Genomic DNA, 8,637 nt, shown 5'->3' with positions numbered 1-8,637 from the left:
AGAGATCATGTCAGACATTGTGGAGCAGCTGAAGAAGGTCCGCAAGCTGCAGTCCCGCGCCGCCGCTGCCAAAATCTCAGCATTTGCAATGGCCAGAACGAGAGTTCGATGGTGAGCTCACTGGCATGATCATGGCTCTCAACCACGCGGCGGTTGCCGCCTGAAGAACTGCCAGACTCTCGTTGCCGCAGACGACATTGCTGCGCAATCTCGCGAACAAATCAGGAGAACGGTGTTGCGTTTCACAATCTTTTGCGGCCTCCTGCTGCTCGTCGTCTGGGCGAAGGCACTAACGAGTTACTTCGTCTGGCATTCCATCCACGAAGTCATCGTTGCAATGGTGGCTAGTTTGTTGCTTCTTCAGTGGGCGTATATCGCAAGCCTGCTCTTTTCCATCTGGCAATCCAGCCGTAATTACAGGAGTCGCCAAAGGGCTCGACGATCCGATCATCGCTAGACTAGAACGTGGTGTCAGCCACAGCCTATCATGAGGGCGAAAACCTCGGCGTTCTTTGGAACGCCTCTCATCAAATCAGATCCAACCATGAGTCAACGGAATTCGAACCTGCCGGATGACGTGGATGCGTCGAGAGCCCTATCGCCGCGCAAGCTCTGCAACCTCGGCCGTGCCATGATGACGTGTAACAGGTGGCCTGCTCATGCCCTATCTGTGGTGGCTCCGACTTCATTCGCGGCGGCGAGACCGTCAGCGAAGTGCTGGACTATGTTCATGCGTCCTTCCGTGTCGTGCATCATGTCCAGCCCCGCTTTACCTGCAAAGCAAAATTGGCCCTTGTTTAGATAGTCGAGGCCGCACTGCCAGAACACAGCGAGGCGATTTTGTCTTGTGGCCAGGTATGTGAAAGACGCTCATGCGAGCCCACTGGACAGGAGAGGTCAGCATTTGAATTTAAAAAGGTACCTTGATCCAAAAGTGGATGTGCTCGCTTCAGTAGCTGAATTGGATGGTCTGTACCGCGTCCAGAGGACCATAAAGAAACGTAAGTTATAAGGCTGAGCCTATGAATTTCATGAGAACGGAGCAGGGGCTTCTCTGCGTTTCAATTGCCGTTACCATCCTCCTTGCCTGCATCGGCATTTTGTTCGGGATCATTTCAGGTTCGTTCGCAATCATATTCGATGGTGTCTACGCATTGACGGACGCTGCTATGACTGTCGTAGCTCTGCTTGTTACAAAGCTCATCGCGTCATCCGAAGCGCCCTCCAGCAAAGGAAAACTTATCGAGCATTTCACGATGGGGTTCTGGCATCTTGAGCCCATAGTCTTGGCTCTCAACGGCATTCTCATAACCGGGTCGGCTGTTTACGCACTTGTCAACGCAATCGGCAGCATTTTGCATGGGGGACGTCCGCTCAACTTTAGTCAAGCGATCGTCTACTCCGTCGTAACACTCGGTGTGACAGCCACCATGGGGGTTATTGGTGATCGAGCTAATCGTAAGATCAAATCTGATTTCGTTGCCCTGGATACGAAAGCTTGGCTGATGTCCGCCGGGCTAACGATCGGGTTACTCGTCGCGTTTGCCATCGGATATTTCATTCAGGGGTCTTCTTACGAATGGATCTCGCCGTTTATTGACCCGGTCGCGCTGGCATTAATCTGCATTGTGATCATTCCCATTCCGGCGGGCACGGTTCGGCGAGCGCTCGCCGACATACTGCTTGTTACGCCATTAGATCTCAAACAACAAGTTGACGCGGTCGCCAAAACAATCATCGAACGACATGGATTCATATCCCACCGGGCTTATGTGGCCCGGGTCGGCCGAGGCCGGCAAATCGAGCTACATTTCGTTGTCTCAGAGGACCTCCCGGCGAGGAAATTGCAGGAATGGGATAAGATCCGTGACGAAATCGGGCTCGCGATTGGTAACGAGGGTCCGAGTCGTCGGCTCACCATCGCCTTTACAACCGATCCTGAGTGGGCGGATTAGGATTTTGAACCGAATTTGGAGCCCTGTATCGCAGGCATTCCATAGCGGGCGTGATCCTCGAACCGGATGCATAGCTCGGCGTTTTTTCCAGCCACCATGCGTCAATTTGTAAGCGACAAGCCGTGGCCGTTCAGGCGGCGTAGTTCCATGGCATGAGCGCGTCGATTTCACTGCTGGGCCATCCATTCGCAAGGCGCTCAAGCGTCTGGGTCAACCAAGCTTGCGGATCGACTGCATTCATCTTTGCCGTTTGCAGGAGCGTCGCGATGGTCGCCCAAGTCCGGCCGCCACCGTCGCTTCCAGCGAATAGACTATTTTTTCTCGTGATCGCTTGGGGTCTGATTGCTCGCTCGACTATGTTGGAGTCGAGTTCGATGCGGCCGTCGGTCAGGAAGCGCTCGAAGATGTCTCGACGCGAGATGGCATACCGCAGAGCTTCGGCGAGTTTGGATTTTCCAGAGACCCGTGGCAGGGTCGCCTGCCAGAGAGTGAAGAGGTCACGGACGATCGCTGCGGAGATCTCCTGGCGTGCAGCGACACGAGCTTCAGGGCTTTGGCCGCGCACACGCTCCTCGATCTCCCATAACCTCGCCATACGCTCGACGGTGTCTGTAGCGACCTTCGAGCTCTTTGCGACATGCAACTCGTAGAACTTTCTCCGGCTGTGCGACCAACAGCCGGCCAGGATGGCGCTGTCATTGCCTCCATCTTTCCGGACGAGCTTGTTATAAGCGGCATATCCGTCGACCTGCAGGATTCCACGATAGCCGCTCAGGTGTCGTGCGACACACTCGGTGGCTCGACTGTCCTCGAAGCGATAGGCTACCATCGGTGGACCGCTGCCCCCAAAAGTCCGGTCATCCCTGGCATACGCCCATAGCCATGCCGTCTTCGCTGATCCGGAACCAGGTGCAAGTGTGGGCAAGGTCGTTTCGTCGGCAAAGATCCGTTCGGCCTTCTTGATCTCATCGAGGATGTAGTCGGCGAGGATATTGAGCTCGAACCCCAGCTTGCCCATCCATTGAGCCATCAGCTTGCGGTCGAGTCTTGTCGCGTGCGTAGATGGCTTCCTGGCGATAGAGTGGCAGCCCGTCGGCATATTTGGAAACGGCGATCTGGGCCAGAAGTGCTCCCGTTGGAATGCCACCTTCGATGATATGTGCCGGAGCCGCCGCCTGGACGACACCATCCTCGTTCCTAAAGGCATACTTCGGCCGACGGGTGACGATGACACGGAACTTCGCTGCCACGACATCCAGCCGCTCGGAGACGTCTTCTCCAATCAGGATTTTGGTCTTACCTGCATGTTCTGGAAGCTCTTCCGGTTCGATCACGACCTCGACGCGCTCAAGATGAGGCGCAAAGCCCTTGCGTGGCCGCGGAGCGCGTTTGCTGTCCGCGCTACCGCGGCCTTTCGTGACCTGAGCCTTGATCGTCGCAATGCCGGTCTCGATCTCTTCGAAGACAAAGGCGTGCTGCTCGTCATCGACGGTGGATGATGCAAGCCTTTCCGAGCGTCGGCCAAATCGGGCGCGATCGAAAGCCTTCAGGATCTGCGTCAGCCGCTCGATGCGCTCATCGGCGTCCGCGTTGCGGGCCTCTAGATCGTCAACCTGCTTCTCCAAAGCCTCGACGCGGGCTGCTTTTGCGGCCATGGCAAGAACCATGGCTTTGAGAGCCTCTACATCATCCGGGAGCTCAATCTCGGGCCGCGTCATGGGTATGATCAGAGCATATTTTGCCGCGCTCCGCCCATGCTTTCAGGGACCTGATTCACTTCGCCGCAGCGGTTTTACCCAACAATCTCGGGAGGCTTCACCGGCGTGGATCGAACCCGCTTCCAGTCCATTCCGTCGACTAAAGCCAGAAGCTGGGCATGATTGAGCTGGACGCGATGATGGCCGATCCGGGGCCAGCAGAACTGGGCTTTTTCCAGCCGCTTCGCATAGAGGCAAACGCCGGAGCCATCCCACCACACGATCTTGACTCGGTCTGCTCTCTTGGCCCGAAAGACATAAAGTGCACCGTTGAACGGATCACTGCCAGCATCCCGTACCAGCGAAAGCAAGCTGTCCGGCCCCTTTCGGAAGTCGATGGGATGGCTCGCAAGAAAGACCTTCACGCCGGACGGGATCATGCCGACCGCACCGCTCGGATCACCCGCTGCAGGTGTGCTTCGCCGATATCTGCGTCGGCCCGGATAACGACGTCGCCGATGATAAGCTCGATCATCGCACGTGTGCCAATCGTCCCAGTCTCCGTCTGACCAGCCCGATTTGCGAGGAAGATCGTTGTCCGTCACGAGCATCACGACGCCAGCCAAATAGCTGCGAGGGATGTATGCCGATGCGATGCGCAATGGCTGAGACGCTTGCGCCGGGCTCCATTGCCTCAGCCACAGCCCGCGCTTTAAAATCATCGGACCAGCGGCGCCGAAATTGCCGTGGGGCGCCCTCAAGCCGTTCCGGAACAGCCTCGATCATATGGAAGTTTCTAGTTCCAGAGCTAGGCGCAGACATAGAAGCTCACAGTTTGTGAATCGTCTGTCCGCAATACAGCGGCCAACGCTACTGACGCCAGATGGGGTCAGCTTGTCGCTTACGTCAATTTCACGGTTCGTACCAATCTTCGATCAATGCGGCCAGTTTCGATGCCGTAGTTTTCCGTTATGCCTCCAGGCGCGATACTCGATTCAGCGAATAGGGTTGGCTGAACCCAGATCGCGCCTTTGCGTTCAAGCTCCACAGGCGGTTTCGCCGTCTTGATCTTGTTGAGATCCTGCCGGAGGCCGATTGTCTCGCGTTCTTTGAAACGAGCGACGCCTATGTCCTTGTACTGGCTCAGGAGGGCGCGGCCCAGCTGCCCAGGTTCCGATAGATGTCATCGCGCAGCTGTCGGACCTGTCGATTGAGCTCACCAAATTGCGCAGGCGTATGGTCGGAAATTTCCAGAAGAGCGTCGCCCAGGCAGCCAGCTCGCGACCTCAGCTCCGGCCCGCGTAACCCGCCGGGTGATGCTGCGGGCGGCAAGGGTCATCAGCGACTATGGTTCCGCGAACGCGACGAGGCGCCCGCGGATAGCCGTCGGCAACATGAAGTCGCCTCGTAGGTCAGACCTTGTGCAGAAAATCGACCACGCCGGTATCGAGATCATAATAGGCGGGCACGATCTTCACCTTGCCTTCCTCGACCAGGCGAGAAACAATCGCACTTTCGGTGAGGATGCGCTCGGCGCCGTTGAAGGCATTGGCATGGACGGTCTTGTCGACAAAATTGTCGCCGCGATCGGTCTCCGCCAAAGCCACGGGCAGGATCGGCTGGGTCATCTTGCCGATTGAGCCATCGAGCTTGGTGCCCTTGGACACGACCTCGCAGGCGGCGGAGACCGCCCCGCAACGCTTGTGGCCCATGACGACGATCAGCGGCGCATGCAGATGTTCGGTGCCATATTCGATCGTGCCGAGCACATCGGTGTCGACCACGTTTCCGGCATTGCGGGCGACGAAGAGTTCGCCGAGCGTCACCCCGCCGAATACAAGTTCCGGCACGACACGGCTGTCGGAACAGGTCAGCACGATCGCCCAAGGTGCCTGGCTCTTGGCGACGTCCTGCCGGCGCTTGGAAATATTGGCGGCGCAGGCTTCCGTGTCGGTGACGAATTTCTTGTTGCCTTCCTGGAGTTTTGCCAGTGCTTCATCCGGCAGGAGGGCGGGAGCGTTCGAGGCGAATGCCGGCATGGTCATGTCAAAGCCTGCAGTCATGACGGCCACGCCTCCGATGCCGGCAAATTTCAGCAGGGAGCGACGGCTGAGTGGGGAGGAATTGCATTCAAAGCACATGGTATCGGTCCTTTTGCAATATCCGGGATGGCTGCGGAGAAATGGCACCTGCTCCAAGTCATGTCCGGCAATTCTCCGGGAATCGGAGAATGGCCGATTGGTTATGCCTTGATATGGCACTCATCAAGCGGAATTTTGACGCATCGGAGGAGCTAAGCCAATCCTGGAGTATTGCCCCGGCCGTACGGTAGATCAACCCGGCCCTGACGGGTTCTGGCGAGGGATGCTCATGCGCGGCATATTGGGTTGCAAGGGACCCTTTGGGCGCTGCCTTCTGCTTCTTTAGTGGCTCCGCTGCCGCCGGCGGGATCGCATTCATTAACTCACTCGGGAACCTAGGAGCATTTGTGGGGCCATTCGTTATAGGGTATCTCCGTAGTCAGCCCGGAGGTTTTTCTACAGGCCTATACGCTTTGGCAATCATGGGCCTAGCCGCGACAGTCATGTTGATTTTCCTCCTGCGCCTCCTGCGCCAAACTTGATAGAAACAACCAGATGTTCTTGTGTTTGTTGTCACGTGAGCCGAGCCGGTTAGGTGCACAACGAGATGCGGCTCGGGTCCGCGAGGAACCAACAGCAAGAGCTCGCAAAATTCCTCAGCGTCACCGGCCGCCGTCTTCGCACCCAAGGCCGAACCCGGCAATGCCGCTCATGTCGGCGCACCGATGCCGGGCGCCATCTCGCGCGTCTTTATGTCGCCCGGACAGGCGATCAATGCCGACGATGTGCTGGTGTCGACCGAAGCGATGAAGGTGGAAACGGCAATTCACGCCGAGGAGAACGGCACGATCGCCGAAGTTCTCGTCAAAGCCGGCGACCAGATCGATGCCAAGGACCTGCTTGTAACTATCGCGGCCGGTTCAGCGTAAAGTTCCATAACGTTGATTATGCTATTTGGTGTTGTAGCCGCAAAGTTAGAATGTCCTGATTCTGCAAAGTTGGAATGTCACACTCTCCCCGTTTTCGATGACGGCGGAGATTTGCGGATGGGATTGATAGCGATGAGCGAGCGCGACCTGCAGCGGATCGAGGTTCTGTCGAAGGTGATCGCCGGCCGGATGACGCTGGTGTCTGCGGCGCATGTGCTTGATTTGAGCGAGCGCCAGGTGCGGCGGCTGTTGGATCGCATCAGAACGACCGGTGCGGCATCGATCCGGCACAAGGCGATCGGCCGGCCGTCGAACAACCGGATCAGCGATGGTGTTCGCGATTATGCGGTGACGCTGGTTCGTGAACGTTATGCGGATTTCGGTCCGACGCTGGCGGCCGAGAAGCTTGCCGAGCGCGATGGATTGCGTGTGTCGCGCGAGACGTTGCGCGGCTGGATGACGCAGGCCGGATTGTGGCTGTCACGCAAGCAGCGGCGGACGTTTCATCAGCCGCGCTTGCGGCGCGAAGCCTATGGCGAGCTGGTACAGATCGACGGGTCCGAGCATCGCTGGTTTGAAGATCGTGGAGATCCGTGCTCGCTCTTGGTGTTCGTCGACGATGCCACGGGCAAGTTGATGCAGTTGCGCTTCGTGCGCTCGGAAAGCGCCTTCAGCTATTTCGATGCACTGGAGCTTTATCTGAAGCATCACGGAGCGCCGGTCGCCTTTTATTCTGATAAGCATTCAGTGTTCCGGGTGGCGAAGAAGGATGCCAAGGGCGGCCAGGGCATGACCCAGTTCGGGCGGGCGCTTTCAGAGCTAAACATCGAGATTCTCTGTGCAAACTCCAGCCAGGCCAAAGGCCGTGTCGAGCGGATGAACCGGACGCTGCAGGATCGTCTGGTCAAGGAATTGCGACTGGCAGGCATCGACAGCATGGAGGCAGGCAATGCATTTCTGCCGGGCTTCATGGTGGACTACAATGGGCGGTTTGCGATTGTCCCTGCCCGATCCGATGACCTGCACCGGCCGGTAAATCTTGCACCGGATCGGTTGAAAGAGATCCTGTGCAAACGCGAGCAGCGCTATGTCGGATCGCAGCTGACGTTTTCGTTCGAGCGTAAGCGGATCATGCTGGAGGAGAGCGACGTGACGCGCGGATTGGCCGGCCGCTATGTCGAGACCTATGCCTATGCCGACGGCCGCCTCGATGTACGATGGAAGGGACATTCCCTGCCCTACAAAACCTTCGACAAGGACCAGCGGGTGACGCATGCGGCGATCACCGAGAACAAACGGCTCGGCGACGTTCTGTCTTATATCAAGGAGCGTCAGGAGCAGCCGTCGAAGCCGGTGGTGATGACCAACAGCGAGATGAACGGCTATGTGCGACGTGCTCACGGTCCGGGACGGCGGAAGGATTTTACGAACGATCCGGCCGTCATCGAACGCCATAAAGCTGCGCTGGCAAAGCGCGATGCTGCCGAGTGAGGCGTCGATCGCATCGTCTTAAAGCTAAAGCCGATGGGCGCCCCTCACCCGCCCCCGCTCCGCCCTTTCAACCCGGCCCAGCCGGTCGGATCGGGGCTGATCATCAGAGCCAGCGTCGCGTTTCTAACTGGCTGACAATGTCGCCCCTCTAATCAGCTTTGACAGCAATTGTAACCGCAAAGTTAGAATGTAAGAACGACTGGCATCTATTGCTCGATCCATCTCCACCCTATTGCAGGAAAAGGTAAATGTCGCTCTGCATGCCTGATGGCCCCAGAGTGGCCGTGTAGGGCACACCATGGATACTGAAGTTGGTGGGTTTGTCCGCGCTCGGCAGCAAGTCAAACAAGTACATTGCAGGCAGAAGGTCATCTGGTACCGGTTGATTGCCGTGTTGCCAGCTCGGAGGGACAAATCCTCCCAAGTCGTCCACAGGCAGCGTGTACTGTGGGGTGCCGAAGATCGATGCCCCCAAGCTTTGCTC

At 57.5% G+C, this 8,637-nt stretch carries 4 protein-coding genes and 3 pseudogenes; 3 read left to right on the top strand and 4 right to left on the bottom strand.

What is annotated here, in order from left to right; translation table 11 throughout:
- The first annotated feature begins 1,022 nt into the window (after positions 1-1,022).
- Entirely contained in the window at positions 1,023-1,955 is a 933-nt protein-coding gene (locus CO671_RS32635) for a cation transporter (RefSeq protein ID WP_012489540.1), read from the top strand.
- A gap of 130 nt (positions 1,956-2,085) precedes the next feature.
- On the opposite strand, the pseudogene CO671_RS32630 reads toward CO671_RS32635, so the two are convergent.
- From CO671_RS32630 to CO671_RS32610, 3 genes and pseudogenes are all read right to left on the bottom strand, one after another.
- Positions 2,086-3,673, bottom strand: a pseudogene (locus tag CO671_RS32630) (IS66-like element ISRle3 family transposase).
- A gap of 74 nt (positions 3,674-3,747) precedes the next feature.
- Positions 3,748-4,374 (bottom strand): IS66 family insertion sequence element accessory protein TnpB, encoded by a 627-nt coding sequence (tnpB, locus tag CO671_RS34445; protein ID WP_237353184.1) that lies wholly within the window; start codon positions 4,372-4,374, stop codon positions 3,748-3,750.
- Between the two features lie 690 nt (positions 4,375-5,064).
- Entirely contained in the window at positions 5,065-5,793 is a 729-nt protein-coding gene (locus tag CO671_RS32610; RefSeq protein ID WP_029532496.1) for a carbonic anhydrase, read from the bottom strand.
- Positions 5,794-6,419: 626 nt separating this feature from the next.
- Between CO671_RS32610 and CO671_RS32605 the strand changes: the two are divergent.
- Positions 6,420-6,662 (top strand): annotated as a pseudogene (locus tag CO671_RS32605) (biotin/lipoyl-containing protein); the annotation flags it as partial.
- Between the two features lie 117 nt (positions 6,663-6,779).
- Positions 6,780-8,153, top strand: a complete 1,374-nt coding sequence (locus CO671_RS32600; protein WP_097609216.1) for an ISNCY family transposase — start codon at positions 6,780-6,782, stop codon at positions 8,151-8,153.
- Positions 8,154-8,382: 229 nt separating this feature from the next.
- Here the strand turns inward: CO671_RS32600 and CO671_RS34055 are convergent.
- A pseudogene (locus CO671_RS34055) lies at positions 8,383-8,637 on the bottom strand (hypothetical protein); the annotation flags it as partial.

It is taken from the genome of Rhizobium sp. M10 (assembly GCF_002531955.1).
Lineage (GTDB): Bacteria > Pseudomonadota > Alphaproteobacteria > Rhizobiales > Rhizobiaceae > Rhizobium > Rhizobium etli_C.
Note: the sequence above shows the minus strand (reverse complement) of the source record. Positions and strands in the feature narration are given on the sequence as shown.

Coding starts and splice junctions, on each gene's coding strand:
- CO671_RS32635 (WP_012489540.1), top strand. CDS start 1,023: ATGAATTTCATGAGAACGGAGCAGGGGCTTCTCTGCGTTTCAATTGCC.
- tnpB (WP_237353184.1), bottom strand. CDS start 4,374: ATGATTTTAAAGCGCGGGCTGTGGCTGAGGCAATGGAGCCCGGCGCAA.
- CO671_RS32610 (WP_029532496.1), bottom strand. CDS start 5,793: ATGTGCTTTGAATGCAATTCCTCCCCACTCAGCCGTCGCTCCCTGCTG.
- CO671_RS32600 (WP_097609216.1), top strand. CDS start 6,780: ATGGGATTGATAGCGATGAGCGAGCGCGACCTGCAGCGGATCGAGGTT.